Origin of the sequence: Orrella sp. JC864, assembly GCF_037026685.1 — a bacterium.
Lineage (GTDB): Bacteria > Pseudomonadota > Gammaproteobacteria > Burkholderiales > Burkholderiaceae_B > Orrella.
In genome coordinates, this window is sequence record NZ_JBANET010000004.1 from 20,361 (window position 1) to 44,216 (window position 23,856).

A 23,856-nucleotide genomic window follows, 5' to 3' on the forward strand; every position below is an offset into this window, starting at 1 on the left:
CGGAAACGAGGGGCGTTTTCTGCGCAGGACCGATCCGGGTCGCGCGGGGCACGCCTGCCAGCCATACAGGATCCGATTGCAATGTCTACGCGCCCATTCAACCCTGTTCATGCTCTTTCAGCCTCCCGTGCTGCCAAGCGCCGCATCAAGGCGATGCGCCGTCCCGCCTGGCGTCCGACGCCTGCCGCCGCCGCCCTGGCCGCGTTGCTGGCCGGCTTTGCGGTTTCCGATGCCGATGCCCGTAGCAGCGCGAATTGGTTCGCGGCCGGCGCGGGCGCGGGCGGTCAGGCGCGCGCGGTCCAGCGCGCGCCGATGCCTGGCGCGGCCCTGCCCACTTCGGCGCGCCAGCAGGCCCAGGCGCGCGAGCAGCTCTCGCGCTCGATCGCCAACCTGAACCGCACGGCCAACGCCATTGCCGCGCAGCAGGCCGCGCAGGAGCAGGCCCGCAATAATCCGCAGAATGCGGCCTGGGTGCGCGACGGCCTGGGCGCGGACGGCCTGGATCGGCTGGCCGGCGGGCGCTGGGACGCGGCCGCGCCCGAAACCGGCGTCAAGGATGGGCGCCAGCAGGTCACCATCGCGCAGGACAAGCCGCGCGCGATCCTGGAGTGGAACAGCTTTCACGTGGGGCGCAATACGGACCTGACGTTCAGGCAGGCTTCTACGGATGCCGTGCTGAACAAGGTCATGGGCGATGCGCGCCCCAGCCAGATCCAGGGCAGCATCCGCGCCGACGGTACGGTAATGATCGTCAACCAGAACGGCGTGGTGTTCACCGGCAGCAGCCAGGTCAACGTGCGCAACCTGGTGGCCGCGGCGGCCGCCACCACCGGCAGCCAGGGGCAGGCCCTGGACGCGCAGTTTCTGGCCCGCGGGCTGTATTCCGAAGGCGGCACGCCCACGTTCCAGGACGCCCTGGGCAACATCGAAGTCCAGGCGGGCGCGCGCATCTCGACGCATGCGCCGCAATCCGTGACTCAGGGCGGGGGCTATGTGCTGCTGGCTGGCAAGGAAGTGGAGAATGCCGGCACGATCTCGACCGCGCGGGGACAGGCGGCCTTGGCGGCAGGCGACAGTTTCATCATTAGCCGGGGCCAGGGTACGAACGCCAACCAGCGCTCCACCACGCGCGGCAACGAGATCGTGCCGGACGGCGAGGGTCTGGTCGCCAACTCGGGGTTGATTTTCGCCGCCAATGGCGACGTCACCCTGACCGGCAGCCAGGTGCGGCAGCTTGGCGTGGCGCTCGCCTCGACCTCGCAAGCCGCGCGCGGGACCATACACCTGTCGGCTGTCGGCACCGACGCGAATCTTCTGCTGGGGCCGGCTGCCACGACCGCCATCGTGCTCGACGATACGGGCGCCACGGCCCTCGATAGCCAGCGCAGCAGCTTGTTGGCGCCGGCCCTGGACGCAACCCCCAACCCTATCGTGACGGCCGACGCGCATCGGCGCGATTTGTCGCTGGTGGCGGTGCACAGCGACGGTACGGTGGACTTTGCCAGCGGATCCATCACCCTGGCCACCGGCGGCCAGATCGCGGTCCATGCCGAGGGGCGCGCATTGGTGCGGGACGGCGCCGTCCTTGATGTGTCGGGAGCCATGGGCGTTAACGTCGCCATGGAGGCCAACAGCCTGCGGATCAATATCCAGGGCAACGAACAGCGCGACAGTCCGGCCAACCGCGAAAGCGGCGAGCTGAACAATAACGATGTGTGGGTGGACCGGCGCCGCCTTGCCTATGTGCCGGCCGGCACGAACGGCTACGAGTCCGACCGCTGGTACACCGCCGGCGGCCTGCTCGAGGTGGGCGGCTACCTGGATACCGGCGAACATAGTGTGGGCGAATGGATGGCCCAGGGCGGAATCGTCCGGTTCGCCGGCGGCGAGGTGGTGACGCAGGCCGGCTCGCAGATCAACGTGTCGGGCGGCACGCTGGATGTCGGGAGCGGCTACGTCAGGCAAAGCTGGCTGCGCGGTGTCGACGGGCGCTTGTATACGGTGGACAGCGCGCCTGGCGACCTGTTGTACCAAGGGTTGTATCGCGGCTATGAGCGGCACAGTGCGCGTTGGGGGCATACCGAAATCTCGCACAATCCGCTGATCGCGCCTGGCCGGCGCTGGGAGATGGGCTATACCGTCGGCCGCGATGCCGGCGTATTGGTCATCGGCAGCAAGGCCGCCGTGCTGGAAGGCGACATCGTCAGCGATACCTACCAGGGGCCTCGCCAAAGCCAGGCCCCGCGGGCCGGGCTGGACGGCTACCATCAGCCGCAGACGGCCGTGGCGCGCGGCGGGCAACTGGTGGTGGGCCGATACACGCCCTACTATGACAAGGAAAGCGGCACGCTGCGCTATGGCCTGGATGCCCGCGAGGACGGCTTTCGCGACATCGTTTTCACCGATACGGTCCAGGCCATCGCGGCGCAGCTGGACCTGGATACCAGCTTGCCGCAAGAACATGAAGAGACGCTGTTCCTGCAAACCGGCAGCCTGAACGACTCGCTGCTCGGCGCGGTGCACGTCGCGGCGCGCGGGCGCATCCACGTGCAGGACAGCCTGCAGATGGCCCCGGGCGGGGCGGTCACGCTATATGGGCCGGACATCGAGGTCGATGCGGATATCGTCAGCCGCGGCGGAAGCATCCGGCTGGGCAACGTGCTGCATCAGGTGAGCGGCCGTGGGATCGGGGACACGGTCATGGCGCCGTCGGCGCAGGCTGCCGCCCGGGTCGGCGTGGCCGAGGGCGTGCGCCTGGATGTCGGCGGCACGTGGAGCAATCTGCTGCAGGATCCCGCGAACATCGCCTATCTGCCGTACGGCAACGGCGGCACGGTGTCGATCCGCAGCAGCGGCGATGTGCTGCTGGCCGCCGGCAGTGAAATCGACGTTTCCTCGGGCGGGGGCTATGGCCCGGACGGCGCCTTCTTCGGCGGCCGTGGCGGCGACGTGACGCTGGTGGCCGGCCATGGGCAGAACGACGGGACATTGACCTTGGATGGCGTCGTCCGGGCGAGCGGCGTGCGCGGCGGCGGGCAGCTGACGCTGGGCGCCGGCAATGCGATCGTCATCGGCGGTGAAACCGTCGATGACGGCGTGCTGCGCGCCGGCCAGGCTGCGCCGACGGGCCTGCGTCTGGCGCAGGAACTGGTCCTGGAGGTCGGCGATGTGCTGCCGTTCGACGTGTCCTATGAAACCGACGTGGTCCTGCCCGGCGAAATCGTGCTCGAAACCGTCAGGCGCCTGCGCGGGGTTTCGGCCAGCAATCCCCTGGTGGTTCAGGCGGACTGGTACCTGGAGCCGGGTTCCTACGGTTTCGCGTCGAGCTTTTCCCTGTCGGCTTTCGTTCAGAACCCGAACGGAAGCTGGACGAGCAGGACGTTCGGGGTGGGCGACACGGTGCCCCAGGGAGCGCAGCTCCGCGGCGTGGGCGCCCTGGCCAACGTCGCCGGCGCCGGCTTCAAGGTGCCGGCCGATGTCTTTCCGCAAGGGCTTCCGGTCGAGACCTACACCCGCCACGTCGCCGCCGGCACGGCGATCTCGCCGGCCATGATGGCCGAGGCAGGCGGCCGGATCGCGGGCTCGCCCGGCACCTTCATCGTCGCCGGATCGGTGTTGAGCCAGGATGTGGCGGTGGGGCCCGTCGTGACGCTGGCGCCGTCACTGTTTCACACCGGATTCGCGCGTTATGACGTGGCCAGCCGAGATGGCGTGCTGGTCGCGCCCGGTACGCGCCTGGACGTCTTTGTGCCGGTTCTTCAGGCGTCCGCCGATGCGCGCACCGTGGCGTCGGGAGCGGCGGCGCAGGATGCGCTGACGTCCTGGCTGCCGCCGCTGGTCGCTCCGGCGCCGGCGGGCGGTTCATGGCAGATTGGCGCGACGCTGCGCCAGGGCGCCGACCTGCGTCTGTCGGCCGACGGCAGTGTCTATGCCGGCAGCAGCCAGCTTCCCGTGCGCTCGGCCGTGCAGGTCGGGCAGGGCGCTTCGATCAGCGTGGACCCCGGACGGTCGATCGCATTGTCGGGCGCCGACGTGCGGGTGCAGGGCGAACTGACGGCGCGCGGCGGCGACATCCGGCTGACCGGCAACGCCGGCAGCCTCGCTGCCAACAGGGCGGCCTGGCTGGAGCTGGCGATCGATATCGGCGCCGACGCGCTGCTGGACGTGTCCGGCGCCGCGTTCGCCACGCGCACGGCGTATGGCGACCGCTACACGCAAGTCAGCGATGGCGGGCGTATCGTCCTGGGCGGCGATATCGACGAGGCGCTGGGGGATATCACCGGCGAGCGCCTGGACGCCTTCGTGGTGGTGCGCGAAGGCGCGCGGCTGAACGCCGCGGGCAATGCGGCGGCAATGGCGCTGCCCGGCTCGGGCACGGTCCTGCTCGCCAGCGACGGCGGCGCCATCAGCGCGGCGTCCGACAGCGCCATTTATCTTGAAGGCACGCTGGATCTTGCCCCGGGAGGCGCCGGCGCCAGCGGCGGGCGGCTGGCGGTGGCCCAGGGCGTGCCGGGCCAGGCGGGCGCGGGCACGCCCAGGCCTCACGAGTTTTTCCCGGCGCGCGAGCTGACATTGCACCAGGCGGCCGTGCCCGGGCGTGCGCAGGACGGGCTGCTTTACGGCAACACCGGCTTGAGCCTGGCGCAGGTGGCCGCCTCCGGCGCAGACCAGCTCAGCGTGCTGAGCGAGAGCCTGATCAGCTTCGATGGCGACGACCTGCACCTGACGCTGGGGCGCAGCCTGCATCTGTACAGCAACCGGCTGGGATTGTCCGCGGGCGCGCCTGTCGATGCGCGCGTGACGCTGGCCGCGCCTTATGTCCGCCTGGCCGGCATCGGGCACCGGCCCGAGCCCAGCTCCGGCTCGATTGCCGGCATTTCGCCGGTGCCCACGCCTGCTTTCGGGGCGCCCGGTTCCCGTCAACCGACCGAGGCCGTGCTGACGATCCAGGCCGGCCAGATCGACCTGCGCAACTACGTCAGGGACGGCGTATATGGGGCACCCAGCGGCAGGACGACGGGGCCCCGGCCCCTCGATCGGCGAGGGTTCGGCCACCTGGTGATGGAAAGCAGCGCGGACATCCGTTTCCTGGCCGCGGTGGGCGCGCGCCGGGAACTGTTGGACTCCAGCGATACGGGCACGCGGCTGGACTGGTCGGGCGACGTCACGCTGCGGGCGGCCCAGCTCTATCCCGCCACCGGGGCGAGCGCCAGCGTCAGGGTGGGAGCGTCCGATTCGCCGCGCCGCTTGCGGATAGACCGGCACGCGGATGCTGCGCTGCCGCCTGCGCCATATTCCGCGTTCGGCTCCCTGGTGCTGCTGGCCGCCGAGATCGAGCAGGGCGGCATCGTGCGCGCTCCGTTCGGACGCATTTCCTTGGGCGACACGAGGAGCAGGGCGCAGCACGTCCATCTGCTGCCCGGCAGCCTGACCTCGGTCAGCGGCGCGGGCCTGGCCATGCCTTACGGCGGCACGGCCGACGGCATCGACTGGTACTACGCTGGCGAGCGCATCGACCTGTCAACCCAGCAACGGCGCGTGCAAGGCTTGGAGGGTTCGGCAATACAGGTTGTGGCGGGGTCCTTGCAGGTGGCGCAAGGGGCTGTGCTGGACGTATCCGGCGGCGGGGAGCTGCTGGGCGCGGGGTTCATCAGCGGACGCGGCGGCTCTTCCGACGTGCGCTACGTTCCCCTCATGCGCATGGGCAAGGAGGGGCCCGTCCTGCCTGGATTGGACAGCACGCCGGTCTATGCCATCGTGCCCGGCGTGGTGTCGGGCCATGCGCCGGTGGACCCGGAACGCGGTGCGGTCGAGCCTCTGGCAGGCCAGCAGATCACCGTGGGCGAGGGGGTGCCCGGCCTGCCCGCGGGCACCTATACGCTGATGCCATCGACCTATGCGCTGCTGCCAGGCGCATTCCGGGTCGAGGTCAGGGACGTTGTGCTGCCCGGCCGGACCGTGTCCATGCGCGACGGCTCCTGGGCGACTGCGGCCTGGTTCTCGACTGCCGGCACGGGTATCGCCGATACCTTGCCCAGCCTGGTCGTCCTGACGCCGGCCGAGCTGGTCAGGCAGCACTCGCAATACAACGAGGCCAGCTACGCCGACTTCGTGCAGGCGTCGGCCGCCGCCGCGGGCAGCCTGCGCGCCGCCTTGCCGGCGGACGCCAAGCGTCTGGAAATCGGCGGGTTCGCCGCGCAGACGCCTGCTGCGCAAACGCTGCGCTTCGATGGCGTCCTGCGCGGACAGGCGGCACCCGGCGGATACGGCGGCACCGTGTCCGTCAGCGGCGTCGGAGAAATCGTGGCGGCGGACCGGGGCCGCACCGCCGGATTCACGGGCGTGTCCGTGCAGGCGGAAACGCTCAATGCCTTGGCGGCCGACGCCGAAAGGCTGATGGTCAACACCAGTATTTCGACCGATGCGGCCAATCCTGGCCGCTTGGCCTTGAGCGGCAGCGACAGCCTGACTGTGCGCGATGGCGCATCCTTGTCCGCCGCCGAGATAGTGCTTGGCGCGGCCAGAGGGCGGAACACCAATTTGGACAACCAATTGGTGATCGAGCGCGGCGCGTCGATCAGTACGCTGGGCCACGGCGAGGTTTCGCTCGATGCGCGTAGCGGCTACGTGCTCAGCACGCGCGGCGCCGTCGTCATCGCCTCGAATGGGGAGCATCGTGTGTTGCTCGACAGTGGCAACACCCTTTTGGGACCGACCCCGGTCAGCATCGGCCTGGGCGGCAGCGAGGCCGGCGCGCCGGCGGCCCTCTACGCCGGGGGCACGCTGGCGTTCGCGACCGAGGGAGAGCTGCTGCTGGACGATTCGGCGCGCTACGGCGCCCGCCATCTGGCGCTGGCATTGAGCGCGGTCAACGTGGGCGGGCGCGAGGCATTGGCCGACGCGGCCGCGCGCGGCGTGCTGCCGGACGTGTTCACGCTGGACCAAACCGTGTTCGAGCGCCTGCTGCGCGGCGATACCAGCACGGGGGCACCCGCCATGGAGACCTTCAGCCTGGCCGCCGCGCAGGGCATGAACGTCTTTGGCGACATCACGCTGTCCACCCTGGATGCCCAGGGCCGATCCACGCTGGATACCCTGGTGCTGACCACGCCGGCCATCCTGGGTGCGGGCGGATCGGACAATCTCGTCACCATCGAGACCGGCCATCTCATCTGGAACGGCGTCAGCGGACATGGTGCGGCGCCCATAGGCACCGACGGCAATATCGGGCCGGGCACCGGCCTGGGAAGCCTGCGCATCCACGCCGACGTGATCGAACTGGGCGCCGGGCCGTACGACCGGCCCAGCGGCAGCGCGACGGCCGACAGGCTGGCGCTGGGTTTTTCGGAGGTCGTGCTGCGCGCGGCCCAGGCATTCACGGTTGCCGAAGAAGGGACGCTGTCGGTCTATCAATCGCGCGATGCTTACGCCACCGGCGACGGCTGGCAGTACCTCGGCGGCAAGCTGCGTATCGAGACCCCGGCGATAACCGGCAAGGCGGGCGCGATCGCCAGCGTGCGGGCAGGCGATGAAATCGTCCTGGCCGGCCTGTCCGCAGCGGCTGGCGACATGCCCGCGATCACCCCCGGCCCGGGGGCTTCCCTGGCGTTCCAGGCCGACCGGATCGTGCTCGATACCGCCATCGTCCTGCCCAGCGGAAAACTGACGCTGGCCGCGCACGGCGATGTCGTGCTGACGGATGCGGCGCGCATCGACATGGCCGGCCGCGAAATGCCTTTCGCCGACATCAGCCGCTACGGCTGGGGAGGCAGCGTGACGCTGGAAAGCGCAGCGGGCAATATCCGCCAGGCGGCGGGCTCGGTCATCGATCTGTCGGCCCGGTACAACCATGCCGGCAGCCTGACCGCGGTCGCCGTGGCCGAAGGGGCCGGCGCCGTCTCCTTGCTTGGGCAGATATCGGGGCAGGCCAGCGGCGAGTACGATGCCGGCGGCACCTTCGTGCCTTACGAGCATGGGCGGGTGGACGTCCGTGCACAGGATCTCGGGGACTTCGCCGCCTTGAACGACCGCCTGAACGAGGGCGGCGTGTTCGGCGCGCGCCATTTCCAGATCAAGCAGGGCGACCTGGCCGTCGGCGACGGCGTGCGTGCGCGCGACGTGCGCATTTCGCTCGATGGCGGCCGCTTGACCGTGGACGGCAGGATCGACGCTTCCGGCGCCCAGGTGGGCAGCATCCGGCTGGCGGGCGGGACCGGCCTGGCGCTGACTGCCAACGCCGTGCTCGACGCGCACGGCGAGCGCCTGCGCGTCGATGGCCATGGCCAGATCATCGACGCGCCGAATCGCGCCATCGTGGAGCTGGATGCCGGCACGGGCGCCATGACGCTGGCCGCCGGCGCATACATCGACGTGCGGCATGGTACGACCTTGCCACAGGCCGGCGCTGCCTTGGGAACCGTGACGCTGACCGCGCCGCGCCTGGCAAGCGCGACCGCCGGCGACGTGGCCATCCAGGCGCAAGGGCCCATCGGCATCGTGGGCGCCCGGTCCGTGGCGGTGCAGGGCAACTGGCGCTACGACGATGCGCCGCTGGGTTCGGAAGACGCCGCCAGCGGCCGGCCCTACCAGGTCATAGACCAGGATTACCTGGACGGCAAGCACCAGGAAAGCATCCGCTTCATCGATGCCGCACTGGCCAACGGCAACCTGCTCGCCCGTCTGGCGGGATTGCGCCAGGGCAGGGAGGACATCTTTCATTTGCGTCCGTCCGTGGAGATCACCAGTGCGACGCCCGATGGCGACCTGGTGATCCAGGGGGATCTGGATCTGTCGGCCCATCGCTACGCCAGCCTCAATCCGGCTACGCAGCGCACCACGGCGGCCGGCTCCGGCGCAGCGGGGGCGCTGATCATCCGCGCGGGCGGCGACCTCGATATCTACGGCAGCATCAACGACGGTTTTGCACCACCGCCGGAGACACCGGATGACAAGGGCTGGGTGCTGCTGCCCGGCGCGCATCCCTATCGGGTCGACGTGATCGTACCGAGCGCCGGGGTCACGCTGGCCCAGGGCACGACCTTCCCTTCGGGACGGGTACTCAACTACGACGTACCCCTGCAGGGTTTCATCATGCAGGCGGGTACCGAGCTGCCGGTGGCGGTGGTGCTCGACCAGGGCGTCACCTTGCCTGCCAACACGGTCTTGCAGGGCGATGTCATCGATCACGCAGGCAACAGGCATGCGGCCGGCACCCTGCTGGCAGAGCCCTTGACGCTGGCTGCCGGCTCGACGCTGGAACCTGGCTTCGTCCTGGCCGGAAATACTGCGGTGACCGGCCTCACCTGGCCGGCGGGCGTGCCGCTGCCCACCTCGACGGCGGTGACAGGCGTGGAGCTGGCGTCGGATATGGCGCTGAAGGTCGGCGCCGTCATTCCCTTCGGCACCAACGTGGTGCTGCCCGATGGGGCGCAGGAGGTGCCGCTACGGCCGGAAATCGGCGGGCAGCAGGGCAAGAACTGGGCCGTGGCCGCCATGCTGCCGTCCGGTTCGCAATCGTGGGGCATTGAACTGGTGGCGGGGGCGGATCTTGCCGCGGCAGATTCCCGCGCCACCTTGCCGCGCGGGGTGACGGGTAACCTGATGCTCAGCGACGCACACTACCAATTCGCCAGCCTGGGCGGCGAGGCGCCCGGCGAAGCGGTATTGACGTGGGGGCCGGACGCATCTGCATATAACTTCACGCCGGGCGAGCCGGTCCCGCCGGGCCTGGAGTTCTATTGCACCTTCAGCCCGACGATGTGCATCGAGCCGCCGCCGCCGCCGCCGCCCGTCCTGATCTGGGGCCCCGACGCGGCCCAGTACGGCCGGACGCCGGGCCAGCCCGTGTCGGCGGTTGATGAAATCTATTGCACCTTCGGGCCGGCCGTCTGCGTGGAGGAGATTGCGGAGACGGGCGGGGAGGGGCGTGTCTACTCCGGCATGGCGCTGAGCGTCATCCGCACGGGCGCGGCGGACCTGACCTTGATCAGCGCCGGCGACCTGAGCATGGATACGCTGTACGGCGTCTATACCGCGGGTTCGCCGACGCCGGTGGAGGATGCTTTCAACCGGGGCCGCGCGAGCGCCGGCGCGCCGGTGTTCGACAGCCCCGTATCGACGCAGGATTACGAGCCGCTGGTCAGCGCCGAGGGCGGGCTCTACCAGGCCTGGTACCCGGATGGCGGCGGCAACCTCGTGGTCAGCGCCGGCCGCAACCTGACCGGCACCGTGCTGGCTAACGGACTGGACGGCGGGACGGCCCAGGATATCAGGCGCGCCGCGCCCACCGCGGCGGTGGGCAACTGGCTGTGGCGGCAGGGCACCGGACAGACCCCGGGGGTGGAGCCCACGCCAGCGGCATGGTGGATCAACTTCGGCAGCTACGTGGCGGGAGACGACATCTTTGCCGTGTATCGAGGCACCCGCGATCGCAATAACGATCCTTATCCCGGCACGGAGCTGACCGCCGTGCGGCACACCCCCTACCTGGTGGGCTTTACCGGCTTCGGCACCCTGGGCGGCGGCAATCTGACGCTGACCGCGGGCGGCGATGCCGGCGCGCTGACCCCGGGCAAGAATATCGGCACAAGCCGGCCCCGCAGCGAAGGGGTGATCGCCACCGTGGCGGCAACGGGCCGCGTCACCGAGCAGGGCCAATTGCTGTTGACCGGCGGCGGGGATTTGCGCTGGCACGTCGACGGCGTGCTGAATCCGGATGCCGGCTTGGCCATGACGTCGACCAGCAATACCCTGGAACTGTCGGGCCTGGCCACCAACCTGCGCGGCGCGACCGACGTGCGTGCGGCGCGGGCCGGCACGGCCAGCTACCGGTATGGCGGCCTGGATGGTTCGGGCGTCGGATGGGTGTGGCGGGACATGTTCGATGCCACCAACCTGGCGGCCGTCACGGGGGGCCTGGTGGTGATGCCGGGGGATTCGGCCGTCAATTTCCAGACGCTCGGACCGCTGATGCTGGGCGGGGTCGGCGATCCCGGCCGGGTCGGGCTGTCGTACAAGCAACCGGTGACGGGCGCGGCCAGCCACGGCGACAGCTGGTTCTCCCTGTGGACCGACCGCACGGCCTTGCATCTGTTCGCCGCCGGCGGGGATGTCGTGCCCGGCACGCAGCTGGCCGAGACCAATCTTTCCGGCGGCGGGGGAACCCCCATCGTCAGCACCCGCATCAATGCGGCGCCGGACGGCGACCGCTTCATCTATCCCGGCCGGTTCAGCGTCGTGGCCAACGGCAATATCTACCTGGGCGCCGCGTCCACCATCGGCCAGCAGCAACAATATCTCGCGGCCCGGAGCAGCGGCATCTGGCTGGCGCCCGCATCGGGCGGCGAGCTGGCCTTGCTCTCGGCCGGCAGCATCTATGGCGGAGGCAGCGTGGTCAGCCCCTCCTCGGCCGCGCCAACGGCGATTGCCAGCCCGTGGCGTCCGGCGTTCCACGCCGGTGCGGCCGTCAACAACATCTATGACGGCTTCGGCTACGACAATCCACGCCCGCTCTTTGCCTTCGGGGCCAATACCGTCACGGGCGTCGATGGACACGGCGGCAAGACGAACCTGCTTTACGCGGTGGGCGGAGACATCGTCGACCTGCGGGTCGGCGAGATACTTACGCACAGCAATGGCAGCACGCCCTGGTATGTCGGCGGCGGTCCCGTTTCGATGTACGCGGGCGGCGACATCATTCAGAGCGGCAACCTCCTGGGCGAGAGCTACCTGCTGATTCGCGGTTATGTCTCGGCCAACAGCCGAGGCAACCTGTTCCTGCACCACGACGGCACCGAGGTGTCCCGGGTGCATGCCGGCGGCCGCATTCTCACCAGCAATTTCAGCGTCGCCGGTCCCGGGCTGCTCGAGCTTTCCGCCGCAGAGTCGATCCTGATGCAGGACAAGGCCGCCATCGTCTCGCTGGGTCCGGTGGCGCCGGGCGATAACCGCCCCGGCGCGTCCATCGCGGTGATGGCGGGCATGGCCGGCGTGGACTGGGCGGCGCTGCGCGCACGCTATCTGGATCCGGCCCGGCTGGCCGATCCCGACCGCCCGCTTGCCGATCAGCCCGGCATGGCGGTCAAGGTCTATCGCGCCGAATTGGCCGAGTGGCTGGGCGGACGATACGGTTTCACCGGCTCGGACGAGGAGGCGCTGGCCTACTTCGACGCCCTGCCGCCGGCGGACCAGCGCATCTTCCTGCGCCAGGTCTATTACGCGGAATTGCGCGACGGCGGGCGCGAGTTCAATGACCCGCAGGGCAGCCGGTTCGGCTCGTACCTGCGTGGACGCGAGGCGATCGCCACCCTGTTCCCCGATCATGATGCGGACGGCAGGCCGATCGCGCGTGCCGGTGATATCGTCATGTTCGGCGGTTCGGGCATCCGGACCGACTTCGGCGGCGACATCGAGCTGATGGCGCCCGGCGGGCGGATCGTCGCCGGCGTCGACGGCGTGGCGCCGCCAGCCAGCGCCGGCCTGATTACGCAGGGGGCCGGCGCCATCCGCCTGTTCAGCGAGCAGTCGCTGCTGCTGGGGCTGTCGCGCATCATGACCACGTTCGGCGGGGACATTTTCGCCTGGTCGGAGCAAGGCGATATCAATGCCGGGCGCGGCGCCAAGACGACGGTGCTGTACACGCCGCCGCGGCGCAGCTACGACGATTACGGCAATGTATCGCTTGCGCCGCAGGTGCCGAGTTCGGGGGCGGGCATCGCCACCCTCAATCCCATCCCCGAGGTGCCGCCTGGCGATATCGACCTGATCGCGCCGCTGGGCACGATCGACGCCGGAGAGGCGGGCATCCGGGTCTCGGGCAACGTGAACATCGCCGCCCTGCAGGTGCTCAACGCCGAAAACATCCAGGTGCAGGGCGAGGCGGTGGGCATCCCGGTGGTGGCGGCGGTCAACGTCGGGGCGCTGACCAGCGCCAGCGCGGCTTCCACCGCCGCGGCCGACGCGGCGCAGGAAGCCGTGGCGCGCACCCGCGCGGCGGCGCGCCAGAACCTGCCGTCCATCATCAGCGTGCAGATCCTGGGCTTTGGCGAGGGCGGGCAGTCACAGCAGGGCGGCCCGTCGCCCGCCGCCGAACCCGTTCGCGGGGCCGCGCTGCGGCCGGCGGACCTGCGCGCCGCCGGCATGATCGAGATGGTGGGGCGTGGCGATCTGTCCGGCGGCCAGCGTTCGGCCCTGAGCGAGGACGAACGCCGGCACTTCGGCATGTAGGGCTGTGCGCCGGACAGCGCGCGGGGTTCAGGCCTGCGCGCTGCCCTCGCGCACGGCCACGGGCAGGTCCTGTCCGTCTTCGCGCACCAGGGTTTCCAGGCCCATCTCAGCCATCAGCTCGAGCAGCGGGCGCGGCGGCAATTGCTCGACGTTGGCCATGCGGCGCACGTCCCATACGCCCTGCGCGATCAGCAGCACGGCCGCGGCTGCCGGCACGCCGGCCGTGTACGAGATCGCCTGGCTGCCCACCTCGCGATAGCTTTCGGCATGGTCGCACACGTTGTACAGGAATATCTCGCGCGGCTTGCCCTCGCGCGTGCCGCGCACCAGGTTGCCGATGCAGGTCTTGCCGGTATAGGTGGGCGCCAGCGAGGCCGGATCGGGCAGCACCGCCTTGAGCACCTTCAGGGGCACCACTTCCTGGCCCTCGGCGGTGCGCACCGGCTGCTCGGAGAGCATGCCGATGTTCTTGAGCACGGTGAACACGTTGATGTAGTGCTCGCCAAAGCCCATCCAGAACCGGATGTCGGGCACGTCCAGGTGCTGCGAGAGCGAGTGCAGCTCGTCATGGCCGGTCAGGTAGGCGGTTTGCCGGCCCACCACGGGCAGGTCCCAATCCTTGCGGTATTCGAACATCTGCGAGGCGGTCCATTGGCCGCCCTGCCAGGACCAGACCCGGCCGGTGAACTCGCGGAAGTTCACCTCGGGATCGAAGTTGGTGGCGAAATACCGTCCATGCTTGCCGGCATTGATGTCCACGATGTCGATGGAGTCGACCTTGTCAAAATACTCGTCGCAGGCCAGCCGGGCATAGGCGTTGACCACCCCGGGATCGAAGCCGATGCCCAGCACGGCGGTCACGCCGGCGCGTTCGCAGGCCTCGCGCCGCTTCCACTCGTAGTTGGCGTACCAGGGCGGGGTTTCGCAGATCTTCTCGGGTTCTTCGTGGATGGCCGTGTCCAGGTAGGCCGCGCCGGTGTTCAGGCAGGCCTGCAGCACCGACATGTTCACGAAGGCCGAGCCCAGGTTCAGCACGATGCTGGCCCGCGTCTTGCGGATCAGCGCCTCGGTGGCGGCCACGTCCAGGGCGTCCAGCGCGTGCGCCTGCAGGACGCCGGGCTGCTGCAGATTGCCCTTGGCGTGGATGGAGTCGATGATGGCCTGGCACTTTTCCACCTTGCGCGAAGCGATGTGGATCTCGCCCAGCTGGGCATTGTGCTGGGCGCACTTGTGCGCGGCTACGTGCGCCACGCCGCCGGCGCCGATGATCAGGAGGTTGCGTTTCATCTGGCGTCTGGTCCTCTCTAACGAAGTTCAGGACAGGCTGTCCACATAATCCTGGTAGGCGAATTGCCGCACCAGGCGCTCGCTGCCGTCGAGTTCCCGCACGGCGATGGCGGGCATGGTCAAGCCGTTGAACCAGTTCTTCTTGACCATGGTGTAGCCCGCGGCATCGCGGATCGAGATCCGGCTGCCGACTTGCAGGGCTTGTTCGAAACTGAATTCGCCGAACACGTCGCCGGCCAGGCACGACTTGCCGTAGACCATGTAGCGGTGCGGGCCGGTGTCCGGTTCGACGCGGGCTTGCAGGCGATAGATCAGCAGGTCCAGCATGTGCGCCTCGATCGAGGCGTCGACCACGGCCAGGGGCTTGCCGTTGTGCAGCGTATCGAGCACCGTGACCTCCAGGCTGGCGCAGTCGCTGATCGCCGCCTCGCCAGGCTCCAGATAGACCTGCACGCCGTAGGTTTGCGCAAAGGCCTTCAGGCGCGCGCAGAAGGCGGATAGCGGATAGCCGGGCGCGGTGAAGTGGATGCCCCCGCCCAGGCTGACCCAGTTGGCGCGGTGCAGCAGCTCGCCATAGCGCGCCTCGATCTGCGCCAGCATGGCCTCGAAGCGGCCGAAGTCGCGGTTCTCGCAGTTGTTGTGGATCATGAAGCCATCGATGCGGTCCATGGCCGCCGCGATGCGGGCCGGGTCGTGCTCGCCCAGGCGGCTGAAGGGCCGCGAGGGATCGGCCAGGTCGTAGTTCGAGGCGCTGATGCCCGGGTTGATGCGCAGGCCCACCGGCTTGCCCGCCGTCCGGCCGATATGGCGTTCGAGCTGTCCCAGGCTGTTGAAGATGATCTTGTCGGCATGCGCGGCCACCTCGTCCATTTCGTGGTCGGCATAGGCCACGCTGTAGGCGTGCGTTTCGCCGCCGAATTTCTCGCGCCCCAGGCGCACCTCGTACAGCGAGGACGACGTGGTGCCGTCCATGTGCTCGCGCATCAGGTCAAAGACCGACCAGGTGGCAAAGCATTTCAAAGCCAGCAGCACCTTGGCGCCGCTTTCCTGGCGGATGCGGGCGATGCACTGCAGGTTGCGCAGCAGGCTGGCCTTGTCGATGAGGTAATAGGGCGTCTGGATCACTTTATCGATATCGGAACAGGACAATGGAATACGCGCGCGCAGGGCGCGTGGCATGACCGGCGCAGCCCATGGCAGGCTGCACCGGCGCGATCGGGACGGCCGGGGGCGGCCGCGGGATGTCAGGGGTGTGTTCGGCTGCGGCGCGAGGCGCCGCTGGCCGCGGCGGCCTGCGCGGGGCGCAGGATCACGGCGGGCTTGGGGTAGGGATAGGCGCCGCGGGCAGGGGCCAGCGCGCAGGGCGCATGCATGCGCCGCAAACGGGTGTGCGGCAGCGACGACGTGCGCAGCGTCGACATGGGCGTGGGTACCGTTTCCGTCGGTGCCGCTTGCCGCGGTGCCGTTTCCGTTTGGGAGGTGTTCAGAAAGACTGAGACGATCCCCAATTGGAACAGGGCGTCTTGAGACATGGCGTCCTCTCCAACCAGCAGATGGTGCAAAGCCTGAATCGATTCAGCAACAATTCAGCAACCGGTCATTTTATGCCGTAACGGCCAAAGGCTCAAGCCCGGTGCCGGCCCGCGCGGCCCGGCCCGGAAAAGCCCGGTTACCAGATCAGGGCGCGGCGTCATCGCCGTGCCTCGTCGGCTTTGCCATAATCGGCCGAGCCCTTTGCCGCCTGCATGCGGCGTTTTGCCTGGACGACCGGCCATGACCGAAACCGCCTCCTCGCCCGGCGCCTTGTTCGTGATGCTGCCTGGCATCAACGTCTGGAACGAACATTCTTCCCGGGAGAGCCTTTCCTTCCTGCGCTCGGCCGGCCGCCTGGTCTCGCCCCGGCGCGCCGGCGCCGCCGCGCCCGCCAGCCTGCAGGCGGCGGGCGCGGCGCTGCACGTGCTCGACCGCGTCGCCCCCGCCGATACCGTGCTGGTCGCGCTCAGCGCGGCGCAGCGCCTGGCCTTGCAGCGCGAGCATCCTGGCCTGCGCATCGTGCCGGTGACCGAACTGGTCCCGCTCTGGTATCGGCGCACCTGGGTGCGGCCTGCGCTCGGCCCGGCCGGCCAGAAGCGGCGTGCCTTGCAGGTGACGGTGACCGATGCCGCCACCGGCCAGCCCCTGGCCGGCGTGGACGTGGTCGGCTTTACCGACCGCGCCCAGCGCATCGGCGCGGCCGCCACCACCAATGCCAAGGGGGTGGCGCGGCTGTCGTTCGCGCAAAGCGTCCAGGCGCTGGAGGTCGTCGAGGCCGTGCCCGGCCCGGGCGCGGGCGCGGCGGGCCATTGGCCCGCCTTCGCCAAGGACGTGGCGCTGGACGGCGCCGGCCTGGTCATCGCCTGCCCGCCCATCGACCTGGCCACCCAGGACGCGCGGGGCCATTACGGCCTGCAAGGCGGCGACGAGGATGGCGCGGGGGTGAAGGTGGCTGTGATCGATACCGGCGTGGCCAGGCATCCGGACCTGCGCCTGCGGCGCGTGCGCAACGTGGTCAGGGGCGAGCCCCCGGGCCAGGGCGATGACGAGGTGGGCCACGGCACGCACGTGGCCGGCATCATCGCCGGCCGCGGCAAGGCCGGGCAGGGCGTACGCGGCGTGGCGCCGGGCGTGGCGCTGCATGCCTATCGCGTGTTCGGCAAGGGCGAGCAGACCGCCACTTCGTTCAACGTGGCCAAGGCCATCCGCCAGGCCGTGGACGACGGTTGCGACCTGATCAACCTGTCGCTGGGCGGGGCCGACGAGGTACCTGAAATCTGGCGCGAGATACAGCGCGCCCGCGCCCTGGGCGCGGTGTGCCTGGCCGCCGCCGGCAACGAATACCGGGCGCCGGTCGGCTATCCCGGGCGCTACAGCCAGGTGCTGGCCGTCAGCGCCTGCGGCCGCAAGGGAACCTTTCCCGCCCAGTCGGCTCAAACCTTGACCATCGCCAAGCCTTACGGCACCGATCGCAAGGACTTCATCGCCGACTTCAGCAACGTGGGCTGCGAGATCAACCTGACCGGCCCGGGCGTGGGCATCGTTTCCACGGTGCCCGGCGGCTATGCGGTGATGGACGGCACCTCGATGGCCTGCCCCGCCATGACCGGCAGCCTGGCCCGTCTGCTGGCGCGCAAGCCGCGCCTGCTGCGCGCCGAGCGCAACCAGCAGCGCTCGGACGCCATCGTCCGTCTGGCGCTGGAAGCGGCCAGGCCGCTGGGTTTTGGCGCGGACTTTGAGGGGGCCGGCCTTTTAAGGTAGGATGGTTTCATGAGCCGATTCGTCATTTGCTACCAGGGCGCCAGCGATCCTTCCGTACAGGAGGAGCGCAGCCTGGTGTCGTCCTTCAAGCGGGCCAAGGTCATCGACAAGATGCCGGGCACGCTGCTGGTGGACGGGCCCGAATCGGAGATCGCCCGCGCGGTCGCCCGCCTGGGCCGCTGGACCTTCCGCCCCGAGCGCAAGCTGGCCGCCAGTCCGCCGCACAAGCGCCTGCGCTAGCCAGCCTGACCGCGCCGCCCCTTGAGGGCGGTTTTTTTTGCCGCCGAAAAGAGCCGCCCGTCATGGCCGTTTCCTCCCGCTCGCGTCCCCGTTTCCGCTTCGCCGCGCAGGCGCAGCTCTGGCCCGAGCGTGTCCGCGAGACGCCGGACCCCGTGCACGACTATGCCGACCGGCAGGGTTACGACCCCTTGTTCATCGATCCGGATATCCCGGTGCCGCTGCCGAAGCTGGGTAAGGCGTGGGCGCGCGATGCCGCCACCCATGTCTGGCAGGGCAAGCGTACGCACGTGCTGCCGTATACCCATTTTTCCACGGCGGTATCGCGTTCGCGGCGCCTGCCGCTCTATAGCGCCTGCAACATCGACGGCGCGCAGGCCCGCGCCGTGCCGCGCACCGACGTATGGAAATACGACCCGCGCATCGACACGCGCTACCAGATCCTGCGCGAGGTATACGGCCCCGAGCCCAAGGGCTATTTCAGCCGCGGGCACCTGACCCGGCGCCAGGATCCCAACTGGGGCAGCCTCAAGGCGGCGCGGCAGGCGGACGCCGACACTTTCCATGCCACCAATGCCGCGCCCCAGGTGCAGGGTTTTAATGCCGGGCTGTGGGGCGGCATCGAGGACTACATCCTGCACAACGCCCATGCCGACCACATGCGCATCAGCGTGTTCACCGGGCCGGTCCTGGCCCCGGACGATCCGGTGATCCACGGCGTGCAGGTGCCCGTGCGTTTCTGGAAGGTGGTGGCCTTTGTCCACGACGAAAGCGGCGCGCTGGCGGCCTCCGCCTATCTGGCCTCCCAGGCCCGCGCCATCGCCGGCCTGCGCCCGAGCTTCGTGTTCGGCGACTTCGAAAACCAGCAGCGGTCCGTGGCGGCCATCCAGGCGCTGACCGGCCTGTCCTTCGGCGACTTGGTCCGGCGCGATGTCCTGGCCGGGGCGGGCCCGGATTTTGCGGCCGCGCTGCGCGACGTGCGCGACATCATGCTGGCTTGAGGCGGCCAGCGGCGGCGCGCAGCGGCGGCCGATCCAAGCGGGGATTGCCGGTTCAGTCCGGGGCAGGGCCTTCCTGGGCAATGCGCATGATCAGCTCGACGCGCCGGTTGGCCGCGCGGCCCGCGGCGGTATCGTTGCCTTGCAAGGGCCGCGTGTCGGCATAGCCCACTGCCCGCAAGCGCGCGGCATCCACGCCGCTGCGCACCAGTTCGCGCAGCACGGCGGTGGCGCGGCTGGCCGAAAGCTCCCAATTGGACGGGAACTGGCGCGTCTGGATCGGCACGGGATCGCTGTGGCCCTCGACCGATACCGGGTGGTCGCTGCGGTTGATGACCGCGGCCAGCTTCTTGATGACGTCCAGCCCGGCGGGGCTGAGCAGCGCCTGTCCGGAGGGGAACAGCAATTCGTTGCTGATGCGAAAGCTCACCGATTGGCTGTTGATGATCACGTCCACCGCATCGCCCAGCTCGGCCAGGCCCAGCTCCTCGGCAGTGGGCGGTGCGGGCGCGGGTGCGGGCGGCGGCGCGGCATGCGAAGCGGGCAAGGCGTGCGCGTGGGCTTGGGCACCCTCGGAGGCCTCGGCAGGCACGGGGGCATCGGCAGGTGCTGAGGCATCGGGAGGTGCTGAGGCATCGGGAGGTGCTGAGGCATCGGCAGGCGCGGGGGCGTCCGACCCGTCCGGATGGGACTGGCCTGCCGGCTGCGGCATGGCCTGCGGCGCTTGCGCGAGGAACGTTTCGGCCTGCCCCCAGGCGGCGGGTATCTCGGGCAGGCCGGCCGGCAGCACGCCCAGCGCCGGCGGCGGCAGCCTGTCGAGTTTCAGGCCCGCGGCCAGGGTTGGAGCCGGGGCCGGGCGCGCACCGCCCTCGGCGCCCATGCCCATGCGCGAGAACGCCAGCATGACCACCAACAGGGCCAGCAGCAGGGTGACCATGTCCAGGTAGCTCATGAGCCAGTTGTCGGGCTCGCGGTCCAGGGTTTCGGGCACATGCCAGCGTTCGTAGCGGCCGCGCTGCGCGGCGCGGTTGCGCATGCGCTGCTGCTGGGCGTGCTCGGCCTTGCGCTGGGCCACGATGTCGGCCAGCGTGGGCTTGCCGGAAGCGTCGCGCCGGCCGGGCCGCGGCGCGGCCGGCGCGACGGGCAGGGCGGCTGCGCCGGCAGGCGGCCTGGCGGCGATCATGGCCGTTGGGCGGCGGCGCGCGGCAAGGCGCCGCCCGCTGCGTTGGCCGAGACCGGCGCGGCCGGCCGGGCCGGGGTGTCCGGTGCGGCAGCGGCCTTGGCGGCGGGCTTGGCCGGCGTGGCCTTTGCCCCCTTGGCAGGCTTGGCGGGCCGCTCCTGGATTTCGTCCTCCACATGCTGCATGAAGGAGTTGAGGGTTTCGCGCACCATGGCCGGGCCGCGCCGGTCGCACATCATGGAAATGCCCTGCAGCACCATGTTCATCAGCACCAGGCGCTGCTCGGTGCGGCGCTCGAGCTTGATGGCGATGGGCTTGAACACCAGGTTGGCCAGCAGGATGCCGTAGAACGTGGCGATCAGCGCAATGCCCATCTGCTGCCCGATGGCGTCCATGTCCTGGGTGCCCAGGCCCGCCATCAGGTTGATCAGGCCGAACAGCGTGCCCAGCATGCCGAAGGCCGGCGCGAAGCTCGCCATGGTGCGGAACATCTGCGCCTCGGCCTGCTCGCGGGCCCGCATGCGCGCCATGCGCCATTGCAGCAGCTCGGCGATCTGGTCTTCGGGCGTGTTGTCGATGACCAGCTGCACGCCGGTGCGCAGGAAAGGATTGGCCACTTTTTGCAGCGCGCGCTCGACGTCATGCACGTCTTCGCTGGCCCACTGGCGGGCCAGGCCGGACAGCTCGTCGATGTCGCGCTGCATGTCCAGTTTCTCGCTGCCCAGCACCATGCGCAGCAGGCGCGGGATGCGCCGCACTTCGCTCAAGGGGTAGCCGATGAAAATGGCGGCGATCGTGCCGCCCAGCACGATGCCCAGGCCCGGCAGGTTGACGTAGGCCAGTGCGCCGGTGGCCGAGAAGGCGATGGCGGTTGCCAGGGTCAGTGCGGCGACCCCCAGGCCGATGAGGGTGGAGGGATTCATGGAGCAAAGGGCCCTGAAAAAGGGAAAGCCGATGCGACGGGCACCGGGCCTGTTTTTGGCATGCCAGGGATTCTAGTCAGCGCGGCCGGCCGGCAAAGAGGGGAACAGGCGCGCAAATGCCGGCCGGACCGCCCGATTGCGCGGCCCGAAGTGTTGCGGTTTTGCGACAGGCCGCCTTCGCGGCCCTGCTAGATCAAAGCCTGCCTGACGCGGTGCGAGACCCATTCGGCCAGGAACACGGTGGCCAGGATCGCTGCGAAGATGACCGTCACCTGGGGCCAGGCCAGCGTGTCCACCGAGGCGGCCAGGGGCAGCCCGATGCCGCCCGCGCCGACGATGCCCAGCACCGTCGATTCGCGGATGTTGATGTCCCAGCGATAGACCGTGGTGCCCACCAGCGCCGGCAGCACCTGCGGCACTACCGCGTAGGCAAGCACTTGCGGCCGGTTGGCGCCGGTGGCCGTGACGGCCTCGACCTGCCTGGGGTCGATTTCTTCGATGGCTTCGTACATCAGCTTGCCGATGAAACCGATCGAGCGCAGCGCGATGGCGATGATGCCCGCCAGCACGCCGGGGCCGACCACCGTGACCAGCAGCATGGCCCAGATCAGCGAGTTGATCGAGCGCGAGGCCACGATCACGGCCAATGCCAGCGGACGCAGCAGCAGGCGGCTGGGCGTGGTGTTGCGCGCCGCGAGGAAGGCCACCGGCACGGCGATCAGGGCGCCGATGGCCGTGCCCAGCGTGGCGATGTTCAGGGTGTCCCAAAGCGGGCGCAGCAATTGCCCCATGTAGTGCCAGCGCGGCGGCCACATGCGCGAGACCATGTCCCAGCCGGCCGCCGGCGCATCGGCCGCAAAGGCCCAGATGGTGTTGTCCGAGACCAGCTTCCAGCCGGCGGCAAATACCAGTGCGCCGGCCAGCCAGCCCAGCCAGGCCCAGCGCTGCTGGGCCGGCGTGCGGCGGCGCCAGGCGGGCGCGGCCTGCGCCGTGCGCACGGAAGGCTGGGCCGGGTTCACAGGAACCTCCTGCGCACATGCCCGGAAGCGTATTCGCACAGCATCACGATGCCGATGATCAGCAGCAGGATGGCCGCGGCCGTCTCGAACTCGTAGCGGTCGAAGGCGGTATTGAGCGTGGCGCCGATGCCGCCCGCGCCGACGATGCCGATGATGGCCGCCTCGCGGAAATTGATGTCCAGGCGATAGAGCGACAGGCCGATCATGCGGGGCATGACCTGCGGCTGGACGGCGTAGACGATCCATTGCAGCCAGGGTGCGCCGGTGGCCCGGATGGCCTCCAGCTGGCTGCGGTCGGCGGTCTCGATCTCTTCGGCCAGCAGCTTGCCCAGAAAGCCCATGGAGGCGATGACCAGCGTGAGCATGCCCGCCAGCGGGCCGAAGCCGAACATCTTGACCAGCAGGATGGCGATGATGAGTTCGGGAAAGGCGCGCGAGATGGCGATGAAGCCGCGGCACGCCGCGTAGATGGGCCAGGGGCTGATGTTGCGGGCCGCGCCCAGGCCCAGCGGGATGCTCAGCGCCACGCCCAGCGCCGTGGAGACCACCGTCATCGCCAGGCTTTCGAGCAGCCCCTCGCTGATCTCGCGCCAGCGGCTGGTGAAATCGGGCTCGGCAAAGGCCGCCACGAAGCGCCAGCCGCGCACCAGGCCTTCGGCCACGCGGTTCCAGTCGACCTGGATGGAGCCCAGGGCGGCGGCCAGGTAGAGCGCCGCCAGCAGCCACAGGCCGGCGCGCAGCGGGGCGCTGCGGATGAAGGCCGGCTTGCGCCAGCGCAGCGGCGCCGTCATGCCGCCGCCGAGGCCGCGCGCAGCACCGCGTCGCGCGGGCCGGCCGGCGTGTCGGCCGGCGCTGCCTCGTCCTGGGGCCCGGCCTGCGTGCTTTCGGCGCCTGCCAGGGCGTGGCCCGAGGCGTTCCAGTCTTCCTGCCCGTAGATGTCGGTGAGCACGTCCGCCGTCAGGCCCGTGGGCAGGCCGTCGTAGACCAGCCGGCCCTTGCGCAGCCCGACGATGCGGTCGGCAAACTGCGTGGCCAGCGCCACGTCGTGGATGTTGATGACGGCCGACAGGCCGCGCTCGCGGCAGATCTCGCACAGCAGGCGCATGATCTGCCGGGACGTCTTGGGATCGAGGCTGGCGGTGGGCTCGTCCACCAGCAGCAGCAGGGGGTCCTGCATCAGGGCGCGGGCGATGCCCACGCGCTGGCGCTGCCCGCCCGACAGGGCGTCGGCGCGCTTGTTCTCGAAGCCGGCCAGGCCCACGCGCTCGAGCAGGTAGAAGGCCTGGGCGAGGTCGGCGGCGGGATAGCGGCGCGCCCAGCTGCGCCAGAAGCCGGTGTAGCCCAGCCGGCCCGACAGGACGTTTTCCATGACCGTCAGCCGCTCGACCAGGGCGTATTCCTGGAAGATCATGCCCAGCTGCCGGCGCGCAAGGCGCAAGGCCCGGGCGGACAGGGCGGGCAGGCTGCGGCCCTGCAGCCGCACGTCGCCGCCGGACGGCTCGACCAGGCGGTTGACGCAGCGGATCAGCGTGCTCTTGCCCGCGCCCGAGGGACCGATCAGGGCCAGCACCTGGCCGCGCGGCACGGCCAGGTCGACGTGGTCCAGGGCCAAGTCGCCGGTCGGGTAGCGCTTGACCAGCCCCTGCAGCGCCAGCAGGGGCTCGTCGCGGCCGGCGTCCCGCTTGCCTGCCATG

At 69.9% G+C, this 23,856-nt stretch carries 12 protein-coding genes; 4 read left to right on the top strand and 8 right to left on the bottom strand.

The annotated features are described in order from the left end of the window. The first annotated feature begins 153 nt into the window (after positions 1-153). Positions 154-13,224 carry a filamentous haemagglutinin family protein gene (locus V8Z80_RS05010; RefSeq protein WP_336061230.1) on the top strand — a complete coding sequence of 4,357 codons (13,071 nt, stop codon included), beginning with the start codon at positions 154-156 and terminating at the stop codon, positions 13,222-13,224. A gap of 27 nt (positions 13,225-13,251) precedes the next feature. Here the strand turns inward: V8Z80_RS05010 and V8Z80_RS05015 are convergent, their stop codons facing one another. From V8Z80_RS05015 to V8Z80_RS05025, 3 genes are all read right to left on the bottom strand, one after another. Beyond that, positions 13,252-14,511 (bottom strand): saccharopine dehydrogenase C-terminal domain-containing protein, encoded by a 1,260-nt coding sequence (locus tag V8Z80_RS05015; RefSeq protein ID WP_155194170.1) that lies wholly within the window; start codon positions 14,509-14,511, stop codon positions 13,252-13,254. 27 nt (positions 14,512-14,538) lie between these two features. Further along, positions 14,539-15,636 carry a carboxynorspermidine decarboxylase gene (locus V8Z80_RS05020; RefSeq protein ID WP_336061379.1) on the bottom strand — a complete coding sequence of 366 codons (1,098 nt, stop codon included), beginning with the start codon at positions 15,634-15,636 and terminating at the stop codon, positions 14,539-14,541. Between the two features lie 119 nt (positions 15,637-15,755). Continuing rightward, complete coding sequence (locus tag V8Z80_RS05025; RefSeq protein WP_155194173.1) at positions 15,756-15,932, bottom strand: hypothetical protein; 177 nt, start codon at positions 15,930-15,932, stop codon at positions 15,756-15,758. Between the two features lie 352 nt (positions 15,933-16,284). Between V8Z80_RS05025 and V8Z80_RS05030 the strand changes: the two genes are divergently transcribed. The 3 genes from V8Z80_RS05030 to V8Z80_RS05040 all read left to right on the top strand — a co-directional run bounded on the left by V8Z80_RS05030 (position 16,285) and on the right by V8Z80_RS05040 (position 19,043). Beyond that, positions 16,285-17,805 carry a S8 family peptidase gene (locus V8Z80_RS05030; RefSeq protein WP_336061233.1) on the top strand — a complete coding sequence of 507 codons (1,521 nt, stop codon included), beginning with the start codon at positions 16,285-16,287 and terminating at the stop codon, positions 17,803-17,805. Positions 17,806-17,814: 9 nt separating this feature from the next. Continuing rightward, positions 17,815-18,045, top strand: coding sequence for a hypothetical protein (locus V8Z80_RS05035; protein ID WP_336061234.1), 231 nt, complete (start codon positions 17,815-17,817; stop codon positions 18,043-18,045). A gap of 62 nt (positions 18,046-18,107) precedes the next feature. Next, positions 18,108-19,043, top strand: coding sequence for a DNA/RNA non-specific endonuclease (locus V8Z80_RS05040; protein WP_336061236.1), 936 nt, complete (start codon positions 18,108-18,110; stop codon positions 19,041-19,043). Positions 19,044-19,095: 52 nt separating this feature from the next. Here the strand turns inward: V8Z80_RS05040 and V8Z80_RS05045 are convergent, their stop codons facing one another. From V8Z80_RS05045 to phnC, 5 genes are all read right to left on the bottom strand, one after another. After that, positions 19,096-20,223 (bottom strand): OmpA/MotB family protein, encoded by a 1,128-nt coding sequence (locus V8Z80_RS05045; protein WP_336061237.1) that lies wholly within the window; start codon positions 20,221-20,223, stop codon positions 19,096-19,098. Further along, the gene (locus tag V8Z80_RS05050) at positions 20,220-21,143 is read right to left on the bottom strand and encodes a motility protein A (RefSeq protein WP_336061239.1); all 924 of its coding nucleotides are present in this window, start codon (positions 21,141-21,143) and stop codon (positions 20,220-20,222) included. The genes V8Z80_RS05045 and V8Z80_RS05050 overlap by 4 nt, the downstream gene beginning before the upstream one ends. 188 nt (positions 21,144-21,331) lie before the next feature. Further along, positions 21,332-22,162, bottom strand: a complete 831-nt coding sequence (gene phnE / locus V8Z80_RS05055) for a phosphonate ABC transporter, permease protein PhnE (protein WP_336061241.1) — start codon at positions 22,160-22,162, stop codon at positions 21,332-21,334. After that, positions 22,159-22,953, bottom strand: a complete 795-nt coding sequence (gene phnE / locus V8Z80_RS05060) for a phosphonate ABC transporter, permease protein PhnE (protein ID WP_336061243.1) — start codon at positions 22,951-22,953, stop codon at positions 22,159-22,161. Before phnE (V8Z80_RS05060) ends, phnE (V8Z80_RS05055) begins: the two co-directional genes overlap by 4 nt. Further along, on the bottom strand, positions 22,950-23,855 hold the full coding sequence (gene phnC, locus V8Z80_RS05065; protein ID WP_336061245.1) for a phosphonate ABC transporter ATP-binding protein: 906 nt from the start codon (positions 23,853-23,855) through the stop codon (positions 22,950-22,952). The genes phnE (V8Z80_RS05060) and phnC overlap by 4 nt, the downstream gene beginning before the upstream one ends. Between the last annotated feature and the right edge of the window lies 1 nt (position 23,856).

Bases quoted from the DNA above. Each gene is read 5' to 3' on its own strand.
- phnC (WP_336061245.1), bottom strand. From the start codon at position 23,855: ATGGCAGGCAAGCGGGACGCCGGCCGCGACGAGCCCCTGCTGGCGCTG.
- V8Z80_RS05050 (WP_336061239.1), bottom strand. From the start codon at position 21,143: ATGAATCCCTCCACCCTCATCGGCCTGGGGGTCGCCGCACTGACCCTG.
- phnE (WP_336061243.1), bottom strand. From the start codon at position 22,953: ATGACGGCGCCGCTGCGCTGGCGCAAGCCGGCCTTCATCCGCAGCGCC.
- V8Z80_RS05010 (WP_336061230.1), top strand. From the start codon at position 154: ATGCGCCGTCCCGCCTGGCGTCCGACGCCTGCCGCCGCCGCCCTGGCC.
- V8Z80_RS05035 (WP_336061234.1), top strand. From the start codon at position 17,815: ATGAGCCGATTCGTCATTTGCTACCAGGGCGCCAGCGATCCTTCCGTA.
- V8Z80_RS05030 (WP_336061233.1), top strand. From the start codon at position 16,285: ATGACCGAAACCGCCTCCTCGCCCGGCGCCTTGTTCGTGATGCTGCCT.
- V8Z80_RS05045 (WP_336061237.1), bottom strand. From the start codon at position 20,223: ATGATCGCCGCCAGGCCGCCTGCCGGCGCAGCCGCCCTGCCCGTCGCG.
- V8Z80_RS05040 (WP_336061236.1), top strand. From the start codon at position 18,108: ATGGCCGTTTCCTCCCGCTCGCGTCCCCGTTTCCGCTTCGCCGCGCAG.
- V8Z80_RS05015 (WP_155194170.1), bottom strand. From the start codon at position 14,511: ATGAAACGCAACCTCCTGATCATCGGCGCCGGCGGCGTGGCGCACGTA.
- V8Z80_RS05025 (WP_155194173.1), bottom strand. From the start codon at position 15,932: ATGTCGACGCTGCGCACGTCGTCGCTGCCGCACACCCGTTTGCGGCGC.